This is a genomic window from Bacillus stratosphericus (assembly GCF_020524495.1).
Lineage (GTDB): Bacteria > Bacillota > Bacilli > Bacillales > Bacillaceae > Bacillus > Bacillus stratosphericus_B.
The window spans coordinates 16,863-39,095 of the sequence record NZ_JAIVLB010000028.1 but is presented as its reverse complement, the minus strand read 5'-3'; the positions used below and the strand labels follow the sequence as shown (position 1 = coordinate 39,095).

The following is a 22,233-nucleotide window of genomic DNA, read 5'->3' as shown; positions in this document are numbered from 1 at the left end:
GAATAGTGTTGAAATTGTTGTCCCTTTCTAGCCATAAAAAATCCCCTCCAAGTATAGTGTAACAGCCAAGATATGTTCTTGGGCTTTTTACACTGTCTACTTAGAGGGGATAATATCATCTTCTGAGCAGATATAGGGCTTTTTTCTATTTAATAACCTGCTTGAATATTCACCAAATGCTTACGACCAAGGAGCAGGAAGCAGGGTCAACTCCCTAACAGAAGAACAGCAGCCCCTACATCATAAGGTGTGCTTGTTGAGTAGGTTTCAGCGAGTGCTCCTGCGATCCAAGGAACACTCGCCCACCAATAAATCGTACAGCACTGTAAGAAGATGAAGCTTTATTCCATGCTTAAAAAAGAAAGTGACTGAGGCATATGAAAATCCACGTTTTGTAGAAGATGTAGCGAGGTTAATTGCGGTCGAACTGTATGAGCAAAGCTGGATCAAAGGTTTTCAAGTCGAGTGTCGAAATCCAGAATTCATTCATCAGCATGATTCCGATGCCAAATGCTCCTATCAAAAATAACTGTAGAGCGCTCTACAGTTGAAATATTGTCTAAGTGCTAATGTTAGCCCTTCGTTCATTTTCTACGTGATTGACTAGAATGAGAGAGTTTGTCAACATACTTAATTGCTTTCTAATTCCTCAATCATTAGTGACAGTTCTGTCCAGCGATACATGGCTTGTTCTAATTCTTCAGCCACAGCTTTTTGTTCGTCCATCAGCTCTTGAATTTTCCCAAAATCACTGCCAGCCTCTGCGATGCTCGCTTCAAGCTGCTGGTGTTTTTCCTCTAAATCCTGAATGCGGTCCTCAATCCCATCCCATTCTAGCTGGTCTTTATAGGAAAGTTTTTTTCTCTTTTTAGGTGCAGCTTCTATTTGTTTGTCAGTAGGCCTTTCTGATTCTGTAAGCTTCAGCTCTTTTTCTTGCTCCATGTAATCGCTGTAAGCTCCTTGGAAATGTAAGATGCGACCGTTTCCTTCAAAGACTAATAAGCGATTGACGACTCGGTCTAGGAAATAGCGATCGTGCGACACCGTAATGACAACGCCAGGGAACTGCTCTAAATAATCCTCCAAAATACTGAGCGTCTCTGTATCAAGATCGTTCGTCGGCTCATCTAAAAAGAGAACATTCGGCTCTTCCATCAAGACTTTCAGTAAATACAACCTACGGCGCTCTCCCCCTGACAGTTTGCGAATAAAAGTGCGCTGCATGGATCTTGGGAATAAAAACCTCTCTAGCATTTGCTCTGCTGTCACAATGGCGCCATCAGCTGTCTTCACAATTTCAGCTGTTTCTTTGATGTAATCAATGATGTTCAGCTCTTCGTTCATTTCTTTATGATCCTGCGTATAATAGCCGATATGAACCGTTTGTCCAATGATCAATTGTCCAGTGGTCGGTTTTATTTTGCCTGCTAGACAATGAAGCAAACTGGTTTTCCCCACACCGTTCGGTCCAATAAATCCAATACGGTCGCCCGGCAAGACTAGATCCGTAAATCGCTCCACAAGTGTCTGGTCAGGAAATGAAATGGTGATGTCTTCTGCCTCGATCACTTGTTTTCCAAGGCGATGCGAGCCGATAGCAAAATAAAGCTCATTCTTTGCATCAAGCCCTTTTTGATCCTTCAGCTCTTCTACTCTGCCGATGCGTGCTTTTTGCTTCGTCGTTCTTGCTTTCGCCCCTCTTCTCAGCCAAGCAAGCTCACGTCTGAGCAGGTTTTGGCGTTTTGTTTCTTTCACCTGAGCCTCTGCTTCTCTTTCCGCTCTTTTTTCTAAAAAGACTTCATAATTTCCTTTATACGTATATAGCTGACCTTGACTTAACTCATAAATTCGATTGGCTACACGATTTAAGAAATAACGATCATGCGTCACCAGGATGACAGCACCGCTATATTGACTCAAGTATCCTTCAAGCCATTCAATGGTTGCATGATCTAGATGGTTGGTCGGCTCATCTAAAATCAGCAAACCCGCAGGCTGTATTAAATTTTTAGCAATCGCAACACGCCTTTTCTGACCGCCCGACAGTGCATAAACCCGGCGATTGACATTTTTGACTCCAAGCTTTGTCAAAATCGTTTTTGCCGAAAGGTTTGCATTCCATGCATCCTCCTGATCCATTCGATTTTGCATACGGATGAGTGCCTCTTGTTTAACTTCATTTTGCGGATCATGCTCTAAATTAGCGAGTGCCTGCTCATATGCCTTCATCGCTTGAATAATCGGTGCGGTTCCAGAAAAAACATACTCAAGAATGGTTTCGTCTCCGCTCATTTCAGGATCTTGCTCGAGAAATTCGATATCAAGTGTTCCTGCTTTCGTGATGTCACCTTCCTCAAACGATTCAAGTCCTGCGATCACCTTCAGGAGTGTCGATTTTCCTGTTCCATTTGGTCCAATTAAGCCGATGCGTTCCTTTGGTTCTATATGAAAAGAGATATGATCAAACAGCGTTTTTTCGCCATAGGTTTTATATAATCCTTCAACATTCAATAAACTCATTTTTATCAGCCCTTATATAGATTCTTTCTTTATTTTAAATCAGCCAGTAGCAGAAAACTAGTTTTAAAAAAACCTCTCCTGAAAAGAATGTTTCCTTTTGATGCTCGATACACTATGAAGAGGTGATCTAAAGATGATAACCATTAGCTTATGTATGATTGTGAAAAATGAAGAGGAGGTTTTAGCGGACTGCCTTTCTTCTGTTCAAGACATAGTAGATGAGATGATCATCATTGATACAGGATCAACAGACCGAACGAAGGAAATTGCTCACTCGTTTTCAGCAAATGTGATGGATTTTGAATGGGTTCAGCACTTTGCAAAAGCACGCAATTTCGCTTTTTCACATGCAACAAAAGAGTATATCTTATGGCTTGATGCAGACGATGTTCTATTTGAAGAAGACCGCCAAAAACTTCTTGAGCTCAAGAAAACACTTGATCCAGCAGTGGATGCTGTCTCTATGTTTTATCATGTTGGATTTGATGAGGACGGACAGGTGAATTTTAAATATAGAAGAAATCGGCTCGTGAAGCGTGCCTTGAACTTTCAGTGGTACGGGGCCGTTCATGAATTTCTCCAGGTCTATGGCAACATCTTTCCGGCCGATATAGCCGTCACACATCAAAAACGTAAGAAAACAACCACTGGCGAACCTGGGCGCAACCTGAGAATTTATGAAGACATGCTTGAAAAGGGAGAGAGTATGACGCCTCGTGATCTCTTTTACTTTGCCAATGAATTAAGGGACAACGGACAGCATGTCAGGGCGATTCGTTTTTATCATAAATTTTTAGCAATAAAACAGTGCTGGATTGAGGATGAAATTCGCACATGTCAATATTTAGCTGACTGCTATTATGCGGTCGGTTTCGAGGAAGCGGCCTTATCCTCATTATTGCGCTCCTTCTTATATGATCAGCCGCGCCCAGAGTTTTGCTGCCGAGTTGGTGATCATTTAAAAACGCAAAACAAACATCAAGCCGCAATCTTTTGGTATGAGCAGGCACTGAAGGCTCCTGAAAACGAAACGGCCTTTACGCTCACACAATATAAAACGTGGTATCCTCACCTTCAGCTTTGCTATTGTTATTATCAGCTTGGTGATTTGGATCAAGCCAAAAAACATCACCTTGCTTCCTCCGCACATTACCCAACCCATCCAAGTGTGCTGTACAACGAAAAAATATTTGCTGAACAGACATAAAAAAGACTGTCATCACATCCGTCTGCCATATGCCGGCGGATGTCTCTGTATACTTACAAATGATCTTGTAACATTTAATACTTTAGTGATTTAAAGCGTTTTTCAACCAATTGACTAAATTGTCATTTACGCATATACTAACATTCGTCTTACGAAAAGATTTATCTATTAGGAGGTCAACATGAGTTCTTTATTTCGAAAAAAGTCTCTAAACCAGCTCATGCTTGAAAGTCAAACGAAGCGGCTCAGTCGTTCTTTGAATACGTTTGATTTAATCTTGCTTGGTATTGGCTGTGTCGTTGGGACTGGTATCTTTGTGATTACGGGGGTTGCGGCAGCTAAGGATGCTGGACCTGCGATTATTATATCTTTCATTTTGGCTGCGATCGCATGCGCCCTTGCTGCTTTTTGCTACGCGGAATTCTCCTCGTCCATTCCTGTGTCAGGAAGCGTCTATACGTATTCTTACGCAACCCTTGGTGAATTCCTTGCCTTCTTAATGGGATGGGATTTGATGCTTGAGTATGTAGTGGCGCTCTCTGCTGTGGCAAGTGGATGGTCATCCTATTTTCAATCCCTGCTCAGTGGATTCGGCCTGCACATACCGAAGGCTTTATCGGCTGCACCTGGAGCCGTTGATGATGCCGTCTTTAATCTTCCAGGCGCACTCATTATCTTACTCATTACTTTTATTGTCTCAAGAGGTGTGAAAGAGAGCACCAAGCTGAATAACATCATTGTGCTCATCAAGATTGCCATTGTCCTTCTCTTTATCATTTCGGGCTTCGCTTATGTCAAACCTGAAAACTGGACGCCATTTATGCCGATGGGCTTTGAGGGCGTAATTGCAGGAGCAGCGACTGTCTTTTTTGCTTACCTTGGATTTGATGCGATCGCAAATGCATCAGAAGAAGTTAAAAATCCGCAAAAAGCGATGCCGATCGGAATCATCGGTGCGCTTGGTGTTTGTACCATTTTATACATCGGCGTTTCATTTGTTTTAACAGGCATGGTTCACTATACAAAGCTTAATGTCAGTGATCCTGTTGCTTTTGCTCTTCAAGTTGTCGGCCTCAATAGTGTGGCTGGAATTATATCAGCAGGTGCCATTATTGGGATTACAACGGTTTTAATCGCATTGGTGTATGCACAGGTTCGCTTAACCTTTGCGATGAGCCGAGATGGTCTTATGCCAAAGATTTTCTCAAAGGTTCATCCGACATCCAAGACACCCGTTGCGAACACTTGGCTGACAGGTGCTGTTGCAGCATGTATCGTTGGATTTGTGAATTTATCGACGCTGGCTAATTTAGTCAGCATTGGTACACTTGCAGCATTTACTGTCATCTCGATTGCCGTTATTGTTTTACGGAAAAAACATCCGAATGTCAAAGCAGCCTTTAAAGTACCATTCGTGCCTGTTCTTCCGATCATTAGTGCCATCATTTGTATCAAATTGGCGACCACGCTTTCTTGGGTGACATGGCAAGCCTTTCTTATTTGGGTAGCCATTGGTATCGTTGTCTATTTCACCTATGCAAGACGAAATAGCCATCTGAATCAAACACATTAGAAAAGAGACACGGGGATTCCCGGTCTCTTTTTTGTTTAAATCACACTGTTTTTAACTGAATTCGAATCCACCATATCTGGATCGAATACGCTTGAAATCGGAATGACAAGCGGTGAACAATCTCCATTGTCCTCACCAAAACCTTGGTTCAATTTCATAGCAAGAAAATAATCGACTTGCTGATAAGGACCTAGCGTCAGTGATGCCCCCCGATCCATTGAATTGACCTTAAAAGCACCGACATTGACAACTGAGGGTGAGAATAACATCACACGTCACTTCCTTTGAATAGGTTTAGCTGCTGGCGAAAAAGAGGCAGGTGAGTCCACTTGATCTCGATCATCTACATGGCTTTTTGTCCCGACAAAACCGCTGGCATCTCCAAAATTCTGTCCGTACCCCTGATTTTTTTTATCTGAGTTTTGCCACTCTGCTAACAAATTTTGTCCGACATTCACCGCCGACGCATTTTCAAAGGAATTAATTTTTAACATGAAAATATTAATATTGATATACGGAGTTGGTTGAACCACAGATAAACCTCCTTTTTACAGGTATATGCGAGCACCCATCAAGTATGTTAACAGGAGGTCTTCACATGGACTTCGAAAAAATGAAGCAGTGGATGGATATTGCCCAGCAAATGCATGGTGATGATTTTTGGAAAATGATATTCGATGATGAGCAAAGATCCCCCTTTATGGCAAATGGTCCGTCTCCTTTTACATTTTCACAGCAAGATCAGAGAGGATCAGATACGTCGTTTCCACCAATCGACATTGTGGAAACCCCTTCAGAATTCCAGTACTTAATTTATTTGCCTGGCTACCGAAAGGAAGATGTTCAGGTACTATCATATGGTGAATATTTAGTTGTGAAAGGACAGCGCTTTTCCTTTTTTAATGAGCAGGACTTTCGTCAAAAGCAAGGAAAATACGGTCCGTTTGAAAAAAAAATTCGGCTCCCAGATATAATTCTTGGTCAAATGAATGCGGTTTTTAAAGACGGCGTGCTATACATCCGACTGCAAAAAGATGAAGGAAAAGCGACGACAATTATCATAAATGACGAATATTGATACTGACTGAATCTATTTGATCACGATCATCAATCATTTCAATCGGCAGGATTGTGATCACACCATCAGCATTTTGCTCACCAAAACCATTGTTTCTTTTTATCCTAGAGCAGTGATTTCGTACGTTCGTCGAACCGAATGTCATCGAGGACCCTGTACTAATAGTGTTCGTCTTCATATGGGCAATCTGAATCCGTGTAGGTAGCATGCGCTTCTCCCCTTTCTTGTCATCTCTATAAGTATATACCGGGCAGCTTTTCCATAGACTAGAGCAAGGCGAAAGAAAAGGTTGTGGTCTTCTTGAAACATTTCATTCAATCACTCTTTAAAAAAACTGAATCCAGTCCACCCCCGTCTGTCGTCGCGCTGGAAAAAAGACTAACCGCTCTTGAACAAAAAATGTCTGCACCTGCTGAACCTGTCTCGGAGGATACGCACATTCATATTGAATCACTGCACGTAGACAAAATTGACTACCACTTAGAGTTTGGTGAGCTTTCCATTGATCAGCTTCAAGGCAGACTCAATATTGGGGCAACCTATTATACGCCAAAAGAAACCAACATCAAAAAATCATCCCCTACACCGAAGCCAAAAGAAACACCAACACCGACAGTCTCAATTCGATCAAAGCCCTCATCTAAGCACGATCGGCAGCCAGAAATAAACCGCAAGGACAATCGCCACAACACTGATGATATTTAACCCAAAACCGACCTTGACCATATCTGATATTTTCAACACGTCCGCACTAAAAACAGCCGCGTTTGGCGGTGTGGAGATCGGCAGCATAAAGGCACATGAGGAAGCCAAAGCAGCCGCAGCCATTAAACCATAAGGCTCGATGCCAATCGCAAGGCCAAGCCCTACCGTAATCGGAATAATCATATTGGCAACAGCTGTATTTGACATAATTTCTGTCATAAATAAAATAGCGCCCGTTAAAAGAATCAATAGCATGAGATACGAAAGCCCATTTAAATGCTGTAAATTTTCCCCGATCCATCCTGTTAGATTGGTCTCTGCAAAGCCCGTAGCAAGTGATAGTCCAGCGCCAAATAAAAGCAAAAGCCCCCATGGCATTTCTTTCATATCCTGCCATTCTAGTATTCTCTCCCCATTTGTAGCTGGTATGAGGAATAGCAGCACCGCACCAAAAATAGCGATAGACGTATCAGATACGGTGAAACCTCCAAACAAAAAGATTTTAAATATCCACAAAAACGCCGTCATCAAAAAAACAGCAAAAACCCATTTTTCCTCTTGTTTCATTTTGCCTAAATCCTCTAATCCCTTCCGTATGAACGCCACACTTATCTCACCTGTGTGCTCTAACTTAAACTGTATCTTGGTCAAATACAAAAATAAGAGAATGAGAAGAACAATAGCGATGGGAAAACCGAACAAAAACCATTCAAAGAACATAATATCTCGATCTAGCAGCTTTTTTGACATCGCAGCAAATACAGCATTTGGCACAGACCCAACGAGTGTCGCCAAACCACCTATTGATGCCGAATAAGCAACCGACAATAAGATGCTTTTGCTGAATCGATCAAGAGATACACCAGATAAGATGTCGTTCGTCTTGACCTCTTTAATAATAGCCAGTGCCACCGGCAGCATCATCAGTGCAGTCGCTGCGTTAGAAATCCACATAGATAAAAAGGCAGTAGCGATCATGACACCTAATACAATGCGATCACTTCTTGCGCCAATGATCTTTAAAATATGTAATGCCATTCTTCTATGTAAATTCCACTTTTCAATTGCTATGGCGATCATAAATCCGCCCATGTACATAAAGACAATCGGGTCTCCATAAGACCTTGATGTTTGCTCCATAGAGAGCCCGCCAAGTGTTGGTAGAAGGATGATTGGCAATAGAGAGGTTGCTGGTATTGGTAATGCTTCTGTCACCCACCACGTCGCAGTCCAAGCCGTAATGCCCAATACCACTCTCGCTGCATAGGTCAATTCATCATCTGATATGAAGAAAAGAATCAACAAGAAGAGTGTTGGTCCAAGAACAAGTCCAGTCAGATTCACTTTATTATAAACGATCACAATTCCTCCTTTATGAAAACGCTTTTAATTTTTTCTAATTTTTCACATTCGATGATCTCTTAAGAAATCCTTTAAATCATTTGAAAAAATGAAGATATCTTTCAGAAGCCTATGATCATTTATACAACCATAACATGATGCCTTGATCTATTTTCATAGGAGAAACTATACAAACCATACGTAATAACTGTAAAATATAAAGGATCTAATCAAAAATTGAGGTGTCTTTTCGTTAAATACAGATCAAGGAAATCATCTTGGAAACAGAAAAAGGTCATCATCGTGATTGCTAAACAGTAGAATGAAAGGAGGAAGTCTCATTGGCTTTCGCTGCTCGTGCAAAAGATAAACCCCAAAATGCTGTAACTGGCTCGACGGTTTATCCCATTTTATTGATTATTGGTATTTGCCATATGCTTAACGACACATTGCAAGCCGTTATTCCTGCCATGTTCCCTATTTTAGAACGCTCAATGGGGCTGACCTTTACACAATTAGGGCTCATTGCCTTTACATTAAATATGGTCTCCTCCGTGATGCAGCCTGTCATTGGATGGTACACAGATAAACGACCGATGCCCTATGCACTTCCTATTGCTTTATTTTCAAGTGCTATCGGTATATTCGGGCTTGCTTTCGCTCCATCCTTTGCCACCATTTTGCTTTGCGTCGTCTTTATTGGACTCGGCTCTGCGATCTTCCATCCAGAGGGTTCACGTGTTGCCAACATGGCAGCTGGTCCAAGACGAGGACTTGCCCAGTCCATCTATCAAGTTGGCGGGAATACAGGTCAAGCATTTGCACCACTTATCGCTGCATTAATGCTCGTCCCGCTTGGTCAACAAGGAGTCGCTTGGTTTACGATTGTCGGAATGATTGCTGTCGGTTTTCTTCTCTATATTTCAAGATGGTACGCCGGGAAGCTACAAACGATTAGAGCACAAGCGAAAAAAGCTCATGCGGCAGCGCCAAGATCTTCCATTCACCGCAAATCAGCACTCACAGCACTTGTCATAATCGTCTTCCTTATTTTTGCCCGTTCTTGGTATGCAAATGCCATTTCGAATTTCTACGCATTCTATGCCATTGAACAATACGGTGTGACGATTAAAGAATCACAAACTTATATCTTCTTATTTCTCATTTTAGGTGCAGTTGGAACATTTTTAGGCGGACCGCTTGCAGATCAATTTGGCAAGAAAAATGTCATTTTGTCTTCATTATTGGCACCCTTTCCACTTGCACTTCTATTACCATTTGCCGGACCTGTTCTTGCATACGTTTTACTTGGACTCATTGGCCTGATTTTGATGTCAAGCTTCTCTGTCACAGTGGTATATGCTCAAGAACTATTTCCTGGGAAAATTGGCACAATGTCTGGTTTAACTGTCGGACTTGCGTTTGGAATGGGAGCGATCGGATCCGTTGCCCTCGGCTCATTGATTGACGCCTTTGGTTTAATCCCTACAATGATCGGTGCAGCCTTTTTACCGATTTTAGGGATTCTAGCCGTCTTACTTCCTAGTGATCAAACCATTTCCAAATGGAATGAATCATAAAATAAAAAGCCGCTCAGTAAGGGGACTGACCCCATAAAGTGAGACAAATAAAAACACCTTTAATTTGAATATCGGGTATAGCATACCTGAAAACAAATTGGAGGTGTTTTTGTATGAAAAAAGAGTTAGTTACCCCATAGCCATTCGAATGAAATTAGCGGGGACTTTGACAAAAGAAATCATGGACAAGCTAGAAATTAAGAATAAAACACAAAGATGATAGCGCATCTTATGGTGAAACATCGGTTTCATCAAAGTTAGTATAAGTGCATTCTGTAAGATGTTTGAAGTCGCTAAATCAACATTTTATCGTTGGAAAAAACAAGGTCATCCGACAAAACAACAAGTGTTAATCGACCTCATTTCATCTCTTTGTGAGTCACACCAATATACGTATGGTTATCGTAAAAGAACGGCTCTACTGCAAAAAGAAATAAAATCATAAAACGGTACAACGTATTATGCAAACTGACAGTATTCAACAAAGCCACTTGAAATTCATTGAATCAGCTACAGTCACTGCTTCAAGCTGTATACTTCATCGTGATCAAACATCGGTCTACATTTCATATGTTATCAAAAAAAGGCATTATCATGAGCGTGCCTTGTATAGGAATGCCTGCTGATAATGCCCCCATCGAATCTACCTGACAAACACTACAACAGCCATTGTAGAAAAGACAGTCAGGGCGTATATTCATTATTGTATCCGAATCAGTCACCGACAGAGTTTCGACAAATGGTTATTTAATAAAGGTGTTTTGATCCCTCTCTCAAAAATGGGGGTCAGTCCCTAAATGACAGATTTTTTTATATCTCATAAAAATGCGTGTCGGGAACATGCTTCTTCGTAATAAATCCTTGCTGAAATTCTGGAAATATCTCTTGCACCTGTTTAATTTTTTGATGAACCAAGTTGGCATACGGAATATATAGATGATCCACCAGCTTTTGTTCTGTCATGTAGTAATACCAATTGAGATTAAAGGTCCTCTTATCAATAATCGTAAAGGCAGAAAAATGATAGAAGAGCAGCAGATGTTCGTCGAGGTAAATGTTCCCTTCCACAATCGAAAGCTTGTAGTTTTCAATATTCCAAATCGCTGCATTGGCTCCTTTAGATGTCACAACATGGGCACCTTCAAAATCATCTATCCATCTTTCAACATACCGCTGGTCACCGTATGTCTTTTTTTCCGTATCCATTTCAACTGTACAGTGAGCAATGCAGTTTTCTTTCCATTGCGTCACAGCCTGTTTGGCAACGTCAGTGTTACGACAGCCTACAAAACCCGTATTAAAGCGTCCGGACAATTCATAAAAGTGATAGAATCGTTCTGAATTCATATGATCCGTCAAAAACAAATGAGCGTGTGGATTCTCTGCAAAAATCGCCTCTGGATCATGATAAAAATACAAATCGGTATCCAGATGAGCGAGATAATCCGCATCTGAGGACTCAAGGATTTTAAGTAGAAATGCAGGCTTCAACGTCCAGCAATACTCATGAAACGTACGATGATCTTTTGCCTTTCGTAGCGAATCATCTTCAATATTCTCAAGCTGTTCATATTGGACATGCGGACGAGGAAACTGACTTAACACTTTGTAAGCCAAAGGGTCAGCACATAAGACAGACAGCTTGAATGAATGGGCGGTTTGTTCAAGCGAATGGATCAACGCCAGCAACTTAAATACATGGGTATTCGACACAATGGTTGTAAAATGATAGGATGCCATCTACAACACATCCACTTGAAACAAATCAACACGTAATAGCTCTTTCGTCAGCCCTTGAATCGCTTCTACAAAAACAGCGCAGTTATATTCCTCTCTTGCAAGCTGCGCTACCTCTGACAACTTTTTCAAAGGAAGGTGCTTCGCTGTCAGCGCATCTTTTTTATCACGCTTGATGCCGACATTCCGCTCTGTGATCAAATGAATCAGCTCTAAAAAATAGGATAGTAGATCGTCAAATGCCGGGTTCTCTCGTAGCTGACGAATTTCTGCAACAATGTCATTTGTTACGGTATGAGAAAAAGGTCCAGAGAATGCTAAATGGACATCAATGGAATCAATATTGTTGTACTTCTCACACATATACAAAATGTTATATTTGATGTCCTCAAATGACGTTAAATTACTTGGATGCTCCTGATGCACACTCATAATATCCTCTCGCAGCTCAAATGAGAGGCCGAGCTGATGTAAACGAATCCCTAAATCATAATCCTCAAAACCGTATCGAACGATATTTTCATCAAACATCCCAAGCGCCATAACATGCTTTCGCTTTACAGAGGAGTTATTTGTAATGAAAAATCGCCACGGCAACTCATAAGAACCTAAATCATAGTGGTACGCATCCAAGATATCTTTGAGGATATCAATAAACTCGGATTGCAGATCGAAGCTTTTCTCTAAAAATGCGCCGTTTTCGATTTCTTCCATTGATAAAAGAGGCGTTTTGTTCTTCATTTCTCTCTTATATAGACCTTGCTTTTTCAATTGCTTCATATGATCTTTATCAAACGATGTGTAAAAATAACCATAAATTCGCTTCCAACAAACACCACAAATGACGAGATCCTCTTGATCAGCATGCGCCTCTGCATGCTTTTGAATAAATTGCGGTTCTGCCAGCATATCGCTGTCATGGAAGATCAGCAGGTCACCCTCTGCCTCACGAATTGCCTGGTTTCTTCCCTTTGCAATCCCTTGATTAACAGGAATACGCACCTTTTTAAATGGAAAATTCACCTCCATGTTTTCGAGCATTTCCATCGTGCCATCAGTTGACCCATTATCGGCCACAATGACCTCAAATGGAAGATTTGTTTCTTGAAGCGTTAAGGAAAATAGGCTCCCTTCTAAACGCTCTTTGGCATTATAGCTCGGAATAATGACGCTTACCTTTGGCCTTTCGTTCATGCGTCATCCCCCTCCAGTTTGGCATAGCCGTTAAACCTCGGATTGACTTGCTCCACAGATTCAATCACATGATGAAGCACTTCTCGATAGGCTTCTTGGAAAAATGGCAAGTCATTTCTTCCTTTTTCATGGATTTGCTGCATATCATCCTTACTCACGATCCGAAAGCCGCTGAAATGATAGCAAATGAGCGGATGCCCATCTTCAAGTAGAATACGTCCATCCTCTTCCTGATAGGAATGCTGTCCATAGTTCCAATGGCCAATATTGACACCCTTTGTTTTAATATCTTCTACCTTTTCAAACAGCACCGGCATATGATCCAGATACCCTTGGTCACCAAACTTGCCTTCTCCTGGAGCATTTTTACACTCTTTTAAACACTCTTCTTTCCACCAGCTGAGACACTTGCGGCCGGCTTCATCCCCCTTAAAGTGTAGGAAGCCTGAGTTATAGCGGCCCAAAAGTTTTTGCAGCATCTTTACTTCCTCTGGATAAAAGCTTGGAATGACAATATCCCCTCTCGATAGTAGAACAGAGGCATCCGGCTGGTTTTGAAAAATGACTTGCGGATTCTCATAAAAGAACAAATCAGCATCAAGGTACGTCACACGCCCTGACTTTTCCTGTTCAAATAACCACTCAATCCAAATAGGCTTTAATGTCCAGCAATATTCTGAATCATCCCGTTCCTCTTTTTTCTCTAACAGCTCCTGCGTTTCTAACTCCCGAACATGAACAAGATCGACATGTGGGAAATTCATTTGATGAAGTAAATCAAATGCAGCATCATCCATACATAATGTCTTGATGACAGCATCATCTTCTACTTGCTTCAACGATAAGAAAAACGCAATAGCTTGATAAAGTCTTCCACTTGATAGAACCGTACAATATATGCTGTTCATCTATTCACACCTCTATTTTTGAAAGAATTCGCGATACCATTCAATCGTTTTCTCTAAACCTTCATCAATGGAGTAGTCCGGCTTCCAATCAAGCAGCTTTCTCGCTTTTTCTGCCGACAAATATTGATGCTTAATCTCATGCGTTCCTTGGTGAAGAATACGAGGCTTCAGATCACTTCCCATTGCTTTTAAAATCTTATCAACTAGCTCAAGGACCGTCAGTTGAATTTCGTTACTAAAATTAAAAGCTTCTCCAGCAAGACCTTTTTCCTCCATCTTCTCTGCTAGCAGCAAATAAGCCTTTACCGCATCTTCAATGTAGAAATAATCACGAATAAATGTCCCGTCACTTCTAATCTCCGGTGCCTCTCCCTCTAACACAAGCTGGATGGTTTGAGGAATGATTCGGTTGAAATTTAAATCTCCACCTCCGTATAAATTGCCGCATCGCGTTATACAAACCGGGAGACCATATGTGTTGTAATACGTGTGAGAAATTAAATCTGCACAGCTTTTTGATACATCATAAGGGTGCTTCCCGTTAAGCGGCATGTCTTCATCATAAGGAAGCTGCTCCTGATCACCGTATGCTTTGTCACTTGATGCCACAATCACTCGTTTGATGAGCGGCTGCCTTCTGCACGCCTCCAGCACATTCCATGTACCTAAAATATTGGCTTCAAATGTAGAAACAGGGTGTCTATTCGCAACCCCAACAATGGCTTGAGCCGCTAAATGGAAGACGGTATCAATTTCGTATTCTCCTAACGCACGTTCAATCGTTTGCATGTCCTCAAGTGCCCCTTGCACTACATTCATTTTTTCAAATTGACTGCCTTGATATAAATTCGACCTTGGCACCTGATCACGTACAAGCCCTGTCACGTTTGCACCTTGATCAATCAATTCCTTGACGAGATAACTACCCAATAGACCTGTACATCCAGTCACAAATACGTTCTTACCATTCCAAAATCCGCTCATACCGTCACCAAACCTTCCAAGGTTGTTTTCCTTCTGTCCACATGTCGTTGACTTCCTTCAAGTTTTTATACGTATCAATTGCTGCCCAAAATCCGTGGTGCTCATAAACCGCTAGCTCTCCATCACTTGCCAGATTTTGAAGAGGATCCGCTTCGAACACGCATTGGTCATCGTCTGTTAAATAATCAAAGACCTTCGGAGACAACACAAAAAATCCTCCATTGATCATCCCGATACTGTCTGTCTTCTCAGAGAAGGATTGTGCCATCCCGTTATACACCTTGAGCGTCCCGTACTGAGACATCTTTTCAATCCCTGTGACAGTGGCAGCTGCCCCAATGTCTTGATGACGCTTGAGCAAATGAAACATATTGATATTGGCCAGCCCATCACCATAGGTCATCATAAAGGTCTCATCACCAATGTAGTCCTGCGCCTGTTTTAAGCGCCCGCCTGTCATCGTATCCTCGCCTGTATCTAAAAAGGTGATTTTCCAGTTTTCCGAGTTCCCTAAAAGCTGCATTTCTCCTGTCGACATATCCAGTTTCATGCTGTGATGACGCCAGTCGTATTTGAGAAAATACTCTTTGATCTTCTCTCCTTTATATCCGAGCAATAAGATGAACTCATCTACACCGTAATACTGATAGATTTTCATAATGTGCCATATAATAGGTCGATCTCCGATCATAGCAAGTGGTTTAGGAAGCGCTTGTGTGACCTCACTCATTCTCGTTCCCTTTCCTCCGCAGAGAATGACTGCTTTCATCTTCTCCCCTCATCTCTCTATGAAAATTTTTGATTGAAAACCCTAGTTTTATTCAGAAAATCAGTACATGTATCCCCATACTTTGTCCAACATCAGGTTTTGAATCTACTCTATTCATATGTAAAAATAAGAAAGCGTGCCACCTAGCAATTAACTATTTTTACAAATAAAAAAAGAGAGATTTGTATTCTCCCTCTTTCAAAGTTTAAATTGGAGGTGAATTTCCATGGCACAGAATGTACTTTGTGAAGTGAACTCTTGCCGTTTTGGGCTAAAAACAACTGTAACAGCCTCTACGATTAAAATTAATAAAAGCACAATGACTGACGTGACTCGCAATGCAGAAACTGATTGCGAAACATTTGAAACAAAAAATACAAGGTTTTCTAGATAAAGGAACTGGAAGATTCCCATTTGTTTTTTAATAAACATTTCTCGGGAAATAATGACACGATCTTTCTCCACTCGTTGACAATTTTCACTCTTTTTTCTATATTAGCTGAACTACACAAAGCATTTTCAATCTTTAATAAAACCTTCTTTGATGATTGTCTACCTGTGCCTGCAATCACCATTCAGAGTTTCGAGACAAGTTTTAGAGCTTGGATTTGAGTACAAGGAAGAGAAACCAAATCCGCATGATTCTCCATCATCCTTATAAAACACAAACTCATCAAGTTCCTTATCTACTTTTTTAATGTGCTCATTTCATTGTTAAATCCCTCTACGAGATTATACCTGTGAAAATCCTAAATCTATAAACTTATAGACCATTATTTATTTTTGCTACAAGACTATCTAAATAATTGTTCATTATGTTCCTCCTTATGAAGAAGGCATATGATCTTCAATACTTCTACCATTGCTTATCCTAGTTGCTACACTTTTTTCATTTTGTATTAAATGAAACTAACCCCATGCAACTGTTAGACACTAATGTTAATAATCCTTCTTTTGTGGATCTGCTATAATTTCATTTTTTTAACTCTTAATGCTTGTTGCCGCAAAAAATCTTCAGTTTCAAGATTATTATTGATCATTTTTTCTCCATTCTTATAAAAGTAAGGAGCTTGGTCCTTTCAAGATTTGTCTATCTTTGCTATTTTGACAATAAAATCTTCCCGTAACCTCAAAGGAATTTACAATATTCAGATTTTTAGTTGCGTTATCGTTGAATATATGATATATTTACCATTAGAGGGATAAAAAACATAAAATAGAAATGAGGTAGTATTTTATGAAGAAATTAACACTAGTGACTTTAGCAACTTTTATAATTATGGGATTGACATTTGGAGCAGTACCTGCTGAGGTTAAAGCCTCTGAACAGGGTAAGAATAATGTATATCAGGATCTAGATGAGCGAGTAAAAACAATGTTAATAAGTGCGGCGGCCACTGGTACAGTATATGGGCACCATAATATAATTCATGCTGAATTAAATGGTGGTGATATAGAAGGTAATTTGATTGAAAACTCTGAAACTCTGACGGTGTCTACAAATACGTTAGAAAATAATTTTGACCATGAAATACAATTGCCAACTAGTGGATACGAACACGAATTTACGGAAGAAACTACTACAACGAACACAACAGGTTGGACATTTGGCTATAATGGAAATGCAGGATTTAATATTGGTATGGTAAGTGGTGGTCACAGTTTTAGTGTTGATTATAATATGTCAACTGCTAACTCTGTAACAAATAAAGAAACAAGAACATTTTCAGTTCCTTCGGTATTAATTCCTGTACCTGCTGGGAAGAAATATTTAGTTGAGTATAGATTTGAAAAGCAAACTGTTTCAGGAAGAAATAGAATTAATGCAGATTTATTTGGAGATGCTATATATTATCATAATAATCTACCACTGTCTCCACAACTTTTATATTCTGCTCTTAGATTTGCCACTGATACACAGGGCTTTACACAGGTAATCAGAGATTCTGGAGTAGGGAATGATAGATTTGGTATTAGAAGTACAGGTGTAGGACAGTTTAGAACTGAATTTGGGACTTCATTATATATTAGAACAACTGACATTACTAATTCTCAAAAACCAGTTTTAATCGAAACAAAAACTTTACCTGTAAAAATTGAAACTATTTCTGAAGATACTAAAGTGGTAGAATAATATATTGTCTAAAGAGTACAAATAAAGGTGAGGTCTTGTAAAAGCCTGGATATCTCGAAGAATAAATCTCAAGCATACCTTGTCACGATTTATTTACTGGCAAATTTTCTTCCAAGCTTTTATACAGCCGAACGGTTGTTAATGAAGACCTCCTTTTAAATCCTTTGTCTATTGTGAAGAAGTCTAAGTAGCTTCATCTATTAGGTAGTAACTTCAACCCCAAAAATCCCTCTAAACAAAAAGTGCATCGAGAGATTATTCTCGATGCCTTTTATGTGCGCCCAGTATGAACATAACTTGTAAGGAAAATAATTAAGTAAAATTTTGATATTGACGTTAGTTATTACGCTGTCCTTTATTTTGAAGGTTTCTAAACGTTGACATTAAAACAATTCTACTATTGGGAAAGATGTAATGATTAGAAAATCTATCAAGGGGGCTCTCGTGTGGCTCTGTAGGAATAGACACTTTACGAATCCCTATATCATGTTATCTTGAAAAAAGGAGAATTTATAATATTCTGATTTTTAGTTGTGTCATCATTGAATCTATGATATATTTAACATTAGAGGGATAAAAAACATAAAATAGAAATGGGGTAATATTTCATGAAGAAATTAACACTAGCGACTTTAGCAACTTTTATGATTGTGGGATTGACATTTGGAGCAGTACCTGCTGAGGTTAAAGCCTCTGAACAGGGTAAGAATACTGCATATCAGGATCTAGACGAGAAAGTAAAAACAATGTTAAAAAGTGCGGCGGCGGCAAATAGTACAGTATATTCGCACCATAATATAATTGATACTGAAATAAGTGGCGATGTAGAAGGTTCTTTGATTGAAAATTCTGAAACTCTGACGGTGTCTTCAAATACGTTAGAAAATAATTTTGACCATGAAATACAATTGCCAACTAGTGGTTACGAACACGAATTTACGGAAGAAACTACTACAACGAACACAACAGGTTGGACATTTGGCTATAATGGAAATGCAGGATTTAATATTGGTATGGTAAGTGGTGGTCACAGTTTTAGTGTTGATTATAATATGTCAACTGCTAACTCTGTAAAAAAATCAGAAGTAAGAAAATTTTCAGTTCCTTCGGTATTAATTCCTGTACCTGCTGGGAAGAAATATTTAGTTGAGTATAGATTTGAAAAGCAAACTGTTTCAGGAAAAAATAAAATTCATGCAGATTTATTTGGAGATGCTACATTTTTATATAATGGGCAACCATTTCCGCAACCTTTAAATGGCGCTCTTAATTGGGCCACTGATAAACAGGGCTTTGAAAGGGTAGTCAGAAATTATGGAACTGTTAAAATGGGCATTAGAAATACAGGTGTAGGACAGTTTAGAACTGAATTTGGGACTTCATTATATATTAGAACAACTGACATTACTAATCCTCAAAAACCAGTTTTAATCGGAACAAAAACTTTACCTGTAAAAACTGAAACTATTTCTGTAAATACTAAAGTGGTAGAATAATATATTGTCTAAAAAGTACAAATAAAGGTGAGGTCTTGTAAAAGCCTGGATATCTCGAAGAATAAATCTCAAGCATACGTTGTCACGATTTATTTACTGGCAAATTTTCTTCCAAGCTTTTATACAGCCGAACGGTTGTTAATGAAGACCTCCTTTCAAGTCCTTTGTCTATTGTAATGAAGTCTAAGTAGATTCATCTATTGAGTAGTTACTTCAACCTCAAAAATCCCTCTAAACAAAAAGTGCATCGAGAGATTATTCTCGATGCCTTTTATGTGCGCCCAGTATGAACATAACTTGTAAGGAAAATAATTAAGTAAAATTTTGATATTGACGTTAGTTATTACGCTGTCCTTTATTTTGAAGGTTTCTAAACCTCCGATTGTCATTTCTATCTCATCTTACCATTTGAGCGAACTAGTTTAATCGTTCTGTTTACAAAAAGAAGAAGGGCTTCCCCTCCTCTTTTCGATCCAATCGTTATTGTTCTTTATTTCTCTCTTCAAATTCATCAAGCATTACACGCACTTCATCTGTTGACGATGTGTTCATTAATTGATTTCTTAAGAAACTCGCTCCACGGAATCCTTTCACATAAATCTTAAAGAAGCGATGAAGCGCCTTGAACGGACGCAAACCTAATGATGAGTATTGATCATGGAGATCAATGTGTAATCTTAAAAGACCAAGCAGCTCATCACTCGTATGCTCCTTCGGCTCTTTTTCAAAGGCAAATGGATTGTGGAAAATCCCACGTCCAATCATCACACCGTCCACTTCATATTGCTCAGCGAGCTTTATGCCCGTTTGTCGATCAGGAATATCACCATTAATGGTCAAAAGGGTATCAGGTGCTACTTCATCACGAAGTTTTTTGATCTCTGGAATGAGCTCCCAATGCGCATCCACTTGGCTCATTTCCTTTCTAGTGCGAAGATGAATCGATAAATTGACAATGCCTTGCTCCAATACGTGTCTTAGCCACCCCCGCCATTCATCGACCTCTGTAAAACCAAGTCTTGTTTTCACACTGACAGGTAACCCCCCGGCTTTTGCCGCTTGAATCAGCTCTGCCGCTACGTCAGGGCGAAGAATCAATCCACTGCCCTTCCCATTTTGTGTGACATTTGGTACAGGACAGCCCATATTAATATCAAGCCCTTGAAATCCTAATTCCGCCATTCCAATACTCATTTGTCTAAAGTTCTCAGGTTTGTCTCCCCAAATATGAGCAACAATCGGCTGCTCATCCTTTGTGAATGTTAAACGTCCCTTCACACTTTGAATGCCATCAGGATGACAATAACTCTCACTGTTCGTAAACTCTGTGAAAAACACATCCGGTCTCGCTGCCTCACTCACAACATGACGAAACACAACATCTGTCACTTCTTCCATTGGTGCTAATATAAAAAATGGCCGCGGTAAATCACGCCAGAAATTTTTACTCATCTTTCATCCAATTCCTCTCATGACATAACGTCTTATAGGCATGTCCATCTATAAATTCTTTCAGCAATTTTTATCATTATATACTTTAATAAGGATTCAATGCAAACGTTCGTTCTTGATGTTAGAAACCTTGTTATAACAAGCTTTGATCTCATTCAACTATAATCAAAGTCCTGCAATTAAAAGTATTCTATTGGGGGAGAATTCGGGGACGTTATTTATAATGGACAGACGCAAAAGGAGCTTAATATGATTATTAACAAAATACGGTCAACACTATATAAAATATCAAAAATTTTATGCGACGTAAATGCTGTTTAAAAGGATTCTATCGGTAAACGTGTTATGCGACGTATTACGAGGAAAGCTAATGAAAAAAACATTCAAAAAAAGCCCTGTTCGGGGGCTTAAATAGTAATTGCCTTTTCTGTTACATGATACGTTTTTAAAGTAATGATCTTATCAAGCAACGAATCGGCAGCGAAAAACACAGAAAAAATCTCCGAATACATATATTATCATTAAGGAATCCTTACACACCTAAAAGAGAAATGAACACATGAATATATCACATTATAAAAATAGTACAAATATACCTTTGCCCTTAATATGGATTTTGTTACAATTTTTTGTGTGATTATAAGCTATACGTATTCGCCATCAGCAGCAAGCCCATGCATGAGCTGGAATCGTTTAACCGCATTTGCTGTTTTTGGTCCATAATAGCCCTCAATCCCGTTGTTTTTCCGTCCACTTTTCCCCTTTATCCATTATATTTGCGATTTTGGCAGAATTATTTCTGATCCATGCAGCTACCTTTGGATTAAAGGGTTTTAATGCTTTCGATAGTAACCATCCACCAGAACGTAAAGCAGCTTTGCTGTTGCCTTTTTACTCGTATGAGCGGTTGCAATACCCACCTAGAAGCTGTCCCAGCGATTAACCAGCTTACGTGGACATTCTTTCCCAATCCATCTCTTATGAGGCACAACGTTAGCCAATGGAATACTTTGTTCCTGCATCAGCTGACGAATTAGCCATTGAGCGTTCTCGAACGCCTTTTCAAAGTTGCCATCACTATCTCACATATTTCAATATCAATTGACCTCATGTTACCTGCTCCCCGACCATCTCCCACATGCCATCCGTTTTCGTTTAACGGCAAATACTGCTAGATGATCCTATCATCCACAGTAAAGTGCCAGCTTACACCTGTACCAGCTCGATTCACAAACGCTGTGTGACTTGCTGCATTTGCACCTTTTTCTGTGTTGGCTGTATTGTGAACCGTAATATAGAGCGGCTTCATCCTATTTCTTGGTCTGTTGCGGTTACTCTTTGAAATAAAATCTTTAATGATTTTTACCACGTTCATCGTCTCCTTTGATCAATTTTATATAAAAAGAGCCACCTCATGGCAGCCCTCTATTTCGTTAACTCTTTTTGTTTTAAGATTTCCTTTTGTTTCTTTCCTTTATCAGTCACATAGTTGTTTTTGAACCATGCGACAAGTGATGTCACTATTGTAAAGATAATTGAACCTGGGTATTGATTT

19 protein-coding genes and 3 pseudogenes are annotated in these 22,233 nt (G+C 39.8%); 9 read left to right on the top strand and 13 right to left on the bottom strand.

Going from position 1 to position 22,233, the window contains the following annotated elements; all coding sequences use genetic code 11:
* Positions 1–355: 355 nt before the first annotated feature.
* A pseudogene (locus tag LC033_RS11970) lies at positions 356–529 on the top strand (GTP cyclohydrolase, FolE2/MptA family); the annotation flags it as partial.
* Between the two features lie 101 nt (positions 530–630).
* On the opposite strand, the gene LC033_RS11965 reads toward LC033_RS11970, so the two are convergent.
* Positions 631–2,520: an ABC-F family ATP-binding cassette domain-containing protein gene (locus tag LC033_RS11965; RefSeq protein ID WP_226568710.1), complete on the bottom strand. Its 1,890-nt coding sequence runs from the start codon at positions 2,518–2,520 to the stop codon at positions 631–633.
* A 133-nt stretch (positions 2,521–2,653) separates the two neighbouring features.
* On the opposite strand from LC033_RS11965, the gene LC033_RS11960 reads away from it, so the two are divergent.
* Positions 2,654–3,727 (top strand): glycosyltransferase family 2 protein, encoded by a 1,074-nt coding sequence (locus LC033_RS11960; protein WP_226568708.1) that lies wholly within the window; start codon positions 2,654–2,656, stop codon positions 3,725–3,727.
* Between the two features lie 181 nt (positions 3,728–3,908).
* Positions 3,909–5,300: a branched-chain amino acid transporter BcaP gene (gene bcaP, locus LC033_RS11955; protein WP_226568706.1), complete on the top strand. Its 1,392-nt coding sequence runs from the start codon at positions 3,909–3,911 to the stop codon at positions 5,298–5,300.
* Positions 5,301–5,335: 35 nt separating this feature from the next.
* On the opposite strand, the gene LC033_RS11950 is transcribed toward bcaP, so the two are convergent.
* On the bottom strand, positions 5,336–5,569 hold the full coding sequence (locus tag LC033_RS11950) for a hypothetical protein (RefSeq protein ID WP_226568704.1): 234 nt from the start codon (positions 5,567–5,569) through the stop codon (positions 5,336–5,338).
* Positions 5,570–5,575: 6 nt separating this feature from the next.
* Entirely contained in the window at positions 5,576–5,833 is a 258-nt protein-coding gene (locus LC033_RS11945; protein ID WP_003213975.1) for a hypothetical protein, read from the bottom strand.
* Positions 5,834–5,898: 65 nt separating this feature from the next.
* On the opposite strand from LC033_RS11945, the gene LC033_RS11940 reads away from it, so the two are divergent.
* A complete protein-coding gene (locus tag LC033_RS11940; RefSeq protein ID WP_226568702.1) occupies positions 5,899–6,378 on the top strand; it encodes an Hsp20/alpha crystallin family protein in 480 nt (159 codons plus the stop codon).
* Here LC033_RS11940 and LC033_RS11935 read toward each other — a convergent pair.
* The gene (locus LC033_RS11935; protein WP_226568699.1) at positions 6,359–6,586 is read right to left on the bottom strand and encodes a hypothetical protein; all 228 of its coding nucleotides are present in this window, start codon (positions 6,584–6,586) and stop codon (positions 6,359–6,361) included. The two genes, LC033_RS11940 and LC033_RS11935, sit on opposite strands and share 20 nt — an antisense overlap.
* A 92-nt stretch (positions 6,587–6,678) precedes the next feature.
* Between LC033_RS11935 and LC033_RS11930 the strand changes: the two genes are divergently transcribed.
* Positions 6,679–7,083: a hypothetical protein gene (locus tag LC033_RS11930; protein WP_226568696.1), complete on the top strand. Its 405-nt coding sequence runs from the start codon at positions 6,679–6,681 to the stop codon at positions 7,081–7,083.
* On the opposite strand, the gene LC033_RS11925 is transcribed toward LC033_RS11930, so the two are convergent.
* Positions 7,015–8,445: an SLC13 family permease gene (locus tag LC033_RS11925; RefSeq protein ID WP_226568694.1), complete on the bottom strand. Its 1,431-nt coding sequence runs from the start codon at positions 8,443–8,445 to the stop codon at positions 7,015–7,017. The two genes, LC033_RS11930 and LC033_RS11925, sit on opposite strands and share 69 nt — an antisense overlap.
* Positions 8,446–8,765: 320 nt before the next feature.
* On the opposite strand from LC033_RS11925, the gene LC033_RS11920 reads away from it, so the two are divergent.
* A complete protein-coding gene (locus tag LC033_RS11920) occupies positions 8,766–10,004 on the top strand; it encodes an MFS transporter (protein ID WP_226568692.1) in 1,239 nt (412 codons plus the stop codon).
* Positions 10,005–10,814: 810 nt separating this feature from the next.
* Here LC033_RS11920 and LC033_RS11915 read toward each other — a convergent pair.
* From LC033_RS11915 to rfbF, 5 genes are read right to left on the bottom strand one after another with little or no spacing between them, the layout of a single operon-like run.
* Positions 10,815–11,744, bottom strand: a complete 930-nt coding sequence (locus LC033_RS11915) for a putative nucleotide-diphospho-sugar transferase (RefSeq protein ID WP_226568690.1) — start codon at positions 11,742–11,744, stop codon at positions 10,815–10,817.
* Positions 11,745–12,935 carry a glycosyltransferase family 2 protein gene (locus LC033_RS11910; RefSeq protein WP_226568688.1) on the bottom strand — a complete coding sequence of 397 codons (1,191 nt, stop codon included), beginning with the start codon at positions 12,933–12,935 and terminating at the stop codon, positions 11,745–11,747. It lies immediately after the preceding gene.
* Positions 12,932–13,843: a putative nucleotide-diphospho-sugar transferase gene (locus LC033_RS11905; RefSeq protein WP_226568686.1), complete on the bottom strand. Its 912-nt coding sequence runs from the start codon at positions 13,841–13,843 to the stop codon at positions 12,932–12,934. The genes LC033_RS11910 and LC033_RS11905 overlap by 4 nt, the downstream gene beginning before the upstream one ends.
* A gap of 12 nt (positions 13,844–13,855) precedes the next feature.
* Entirely contained in the window at positions 13,856–14,827 is a 972-nt protein-coding gene (locus tag LC033_RS11900; RefSeq protein ID WP_226568684.1) for a GDP-mannose 4,6-dehydratase, read from the bottom strand.
* Positions 14,828–14,831: 4 nt separating this feature from the next.
* Positions 14,832–15,596, bottom strand: coding sequence for a glucose-1-phosphate cytidylyltransferase (gene rfbF / locus LC033_RS11895; protein WP_226568682.1), 765 nt, complete (start codon positions 15,594–15,596; stop codon positions 14,832–14,834).
* A 226-nt stretch (positions 15,597–15,822) separates the two neighbouring features.
* On the opposite strand from rfbF, the gene LC033_RS11890 reads away from it, so the two are divergent.
* The 3 genes from LC033_RS11890 (at position 15,823) to LC033_RS11880 (ending at position 19,226) form a co-directional block, all read left to right on the top strand.
* Positions 15,823–15,990, top strand: coding sequence for a DUF1540 domain-containing protein (locus LC033_RS11890; RefSeq protein WP_226568680.1), 168 nt, complete (start codon positions 15,823–15,825; stop codon positions 15,988–15,990).
* A gap of 843 nt (positions 15,991–16,833) precedes the next feature.
* Complete coding sequence (locus LC033_RS11885) at positions 16,834–17,730, top strand: ETX/MTX2 family pore-forming toxin (protein ID WP_226568678.1); 897 nt, start codon at positions 16,834–16,836, stop codon at positions 17,728–17,730.
* A gap of 608 nt (positions 17,731–18,338) precedes the next feature.
* Positions 18,339–19,226 carry an ETX/MTX2 family pore-forming toxin gene (locus LC033_RS11880; protein WP_226568676.1) on the top strand — a complete coding sequence of 296 codons (888 nt, stop codon included), beginning with the start codon at positions 18,339–18,341 and terminating at the stop codon, positions 19,224–19,226.
* Positions 19,227–19,706: 480 nt separating this feature from the next.
* On the opposite strand, the gene LC033_RS11875 is transcribed toward LC033_RS11880, so the two are convergent.
* The 3 genes and pseudogenes from LC033_RS11875 to LC033_RS11865 form a co-directional block, all read right to left on the bottom strand.
* Positions 19,707–20,678, bottom strand: coding sequence for a tRNA dihydrouridine synthase (locus LC033_RS11875; RefSeq protein ID WP_226568674.1), 972 nt, complete (start codon positions 20,676–20,678; stop codon positions 19,707–19,709).
* 644 nt (positions 20,679–21,322) lie between these two features.
* Positions 21,323–22,047, bottom strand: a pseudogene (locus LC033_RS11870) (peptidoglycan recognition protein family protein).
* Between the two features lie 56 nt (positions 22,048–22,103).
* Positions 22,104–22,220: pseudogene (locus LC033_RS11865) on the bottom strand (phage holin); the annotation flags it as partial.
* Positions 22,221–22,233: the final 13 nt, after the last annotated feature.

Excerpts from the sequence above, each read along its gene's own strand:
- LC033_RS11965 (WP_226568710.1), bottom strand. The coding sequence starts at position 2,520 with ATGAGTTTATTGAATGTTGAAGGATTATATAAAACCTATGGCGAAAAA.
- LC033_RS11960 (WP_226568708.1), top strand. The coding sequence starts at position 2,654 with ATGATAACCATTAGCTTATGTATGATTGTGAAAAATGAAGAGGAGGTT.
- bcaP (WP_226568706.1), top strand. The coding sequence starts at position 3,909 with ATGAGTTCTTTATTTCGAAAAAAGTCTCTAAACCAGCTCATGCTTGAA.
- LC033_RS11950 (WP_226568704.1), bottom strand. The coding sequence starts at position 5,569 with ATGTTATTCTCACCCTCAGTTGTCAATGTCGGTGCTTTTAAGGTCAAT.
- LC033_RS11940 (WP_226568702.1), top strand. The coding sequence starts at position 5,899 with ATGGACTTCGAAAAAATGAAGCAGTGGATGGATATTGCCCAGCAAATG.
- LC033_RS11935 (WP_226568699.1), bottom strand. The coding sequence starts at position 6,586 with ATGCTACCTACACGGATTCAGATTGCCCATATGAAGACGAACACTATT.
- LC033_RS11915 (WP_226568690.1), bottom strand. The coding sequence starts at position 11,744 with ATGGCATCCTATCATTTTACAACCATTGTGTCGAATACCCATGTATTT.
- LC033_RS11910 (WP_226568688.1), bottom strand. The coding sequence starts at position 12,935 with ATGAACGAAAGGCCAAAGGTAAGCGTCATTATTCCGAGCTATAATGCC.
- LC033_RS11905 (WP_226568686.1), bottom strand. The coding sequence starts at position 13,843 with ATGAACAGCATATATTGTACGGTTCTATCAAGTGGAAGACTTTATCAA.
- LC033_RS11900 (WP_226568684.1), bottom strand. The coding sequence starts at position 14,827 with ATGAGCGGATTTTGGAATGGTAAGAACGTATTTGTGACTGGATGTACA.
- rfbF (WP_226568682.1), bottom strand. The coding sequence starts at position 15,596 with ATGAAAGCAGTCATTCTCTGCGGAGGAAAGGGAACGAGAATGAGTGAG.
- LC033_RS11890 (WP_226568680.1), top strand. The coding sequence starts at position 15,823 with ATGGCACAGAATGTACTTTGTGAAGTGAACTCTTGCCGTTTTGGGCTA.
- LC033_RS11885 (WP_226568678.1), top strand. The coding sequence starts at position 16,834 with ATGAAGAAATTAACACTAGTGACTTTAGCAACTTTTATAATTATGGGA.
- LC033_RS11880 (WP_226568676.1), top strand. The coding sequence starts at position 18,339 with ATGAAGAAATTAACACTAGCGACTTTAGCAACTTTTATGATTGTGGGA.
- LC033_RS11875 (WP_226568674.1), bottom strand. The coding sequence starts at position 20,678 with ATGAGTAAAAATTTCTGGCGTGATTTACCGCGGCCATTTTTTATATTA.